Source organism: Streptomyces sp. NPDC001880 (assembly GCF_053594575.1).
Genome location: NZ_JBSFET010000287.1, coordinates 1 through 1,368, shown reverse-complemented (window position 1 = coordinate 1,368; position 1,368 = coordinate 1). Strand labels below are relative to the sequence as shown.

1 pseudogene is annotated in these 1,368 nt (G+C 73.9%); it reads left to right on the top strand.

Annotated elements, in window-relative coordinates:
* Nucleotides 1-505 precede the first annotated feature (505 nt).
* Nucleotides 506-1,188 (top strand): annotated as a pseudogene (locus tag ACWCQ6_RS37325) (methyltransferase domain-containing protein); the annotation flags it as partial.
* Nucleotides 1,189-1,368 lie beyond the last annotated feature (180 nt).

Sequence of the window (1,368 nt, the reverse complement as noted above, 5' to 3'; positions counted from 1 at the left end):
ATGCCATAGCGGACAGTCACCCCACCGTAACGATCAGTCACCCTCGGCTGTCCGACCGGCTCACGGCGACGGCGTATCACATCCCGGCCGACAAGGCGCTGGTCGGCGCGGGCTCGGTGAACCCGGCGGCGGCCGTCACCGCCCCGGGCCCCGATCCCACGGCCGACCCGCCCCCTCAGGCCCCGGCAGCACCCCACATGCCACCTCCCGAGGCCCACTCCGGCCGCACCACGGCCATCGCCATCGCCATCGCCTCCGCCGCCGGGGCGGCCGTCCTCATCACGCGATTTACCGCGTTCACCCTTCCCCGGGCCCGCCGCCGGGGCTGGCGCCGGGGCTGGCGGCCGGGAGGATCGACGCCGCAGGCGGCAGCCGCCGGACACGGGCCGGGCCAGCATGCTGTTCACGGCCCGGTCCCGGCCCGTCCTGCCGCGTCAGCAGGCCGGGTCTTCGGCGGTGCGACAGCCGACGCCGGGGGTCGTCGCGATGACGGGCGGACCGCCCAGTCGGCATCACCACCGGTTTGCGCCGCTGGGAGGTCGGAGCGGGTGCTCCGACCGTACCCCTCGGGCCGGCCGAGCGGGTCGGCCCGAGGGGAGCGGTGGTCGCCACCGACATCGACGTGTCGTGGACCCGGGACATCGACGGTGGTGTGATCGAGGTGCTGCGCCACGACGTGGCGGCAGACCCGCCGCCACCCGGTGCGTTCGACCTCGTTCACGCACGGCTGGTCCTGGTACATGTCCCCGGTGGTGCCGAGGCGCTGCGCCGGATGATCCAGGCGCTGCGGCCCAGTGGGTGGCTGTTCCTGGAGTATGCCGACCCGGGGTTGCAGCCGCTGTTGTGTCCGGACGAGTCCGGACGCAACAGCAGCTCGCGAACCGGCTGCGTTCCGGTTTCCGCGCCTTGATGGCGGCACGCGGCGCGGACCTCGCGTACGGGCGCACGCTGCCCCGGCTGCTGCGCGAAGCGGGTCTTGAGGATGTTCAGGCCGACGCCTACTTCCCGATCACCTCGCCGGCCTGTGCCGTCCTCGAGGCCGCGACCGTGCAGCCCCTCCGCCACCGTCCGGTGGTGGAGGGGCTGTCCACCGACGAGGAGATCGACCGCCATCTGGCGAACGTCGCCACCGGGCGCCTCGACCTGGCCACCGCTCCGATGGTCTCCGCGTGGGGTCGCCGCCTGTAACCACTGGCCGGCACGGTCCGCTGTCCGGGCTCAAGGCGCGGCGTCCGTCGACAGTTTCCGGAGGTACGCCTCCAGCTCGGCGGCCCCGGCCAGCATGGCGCGCCCGCGGGCGGACAGCCTGCCGCGCCAGTGGTGCAGGGTCGACTCCAGCGGCTCCAGCGTGAAGGCACCCCACCACAG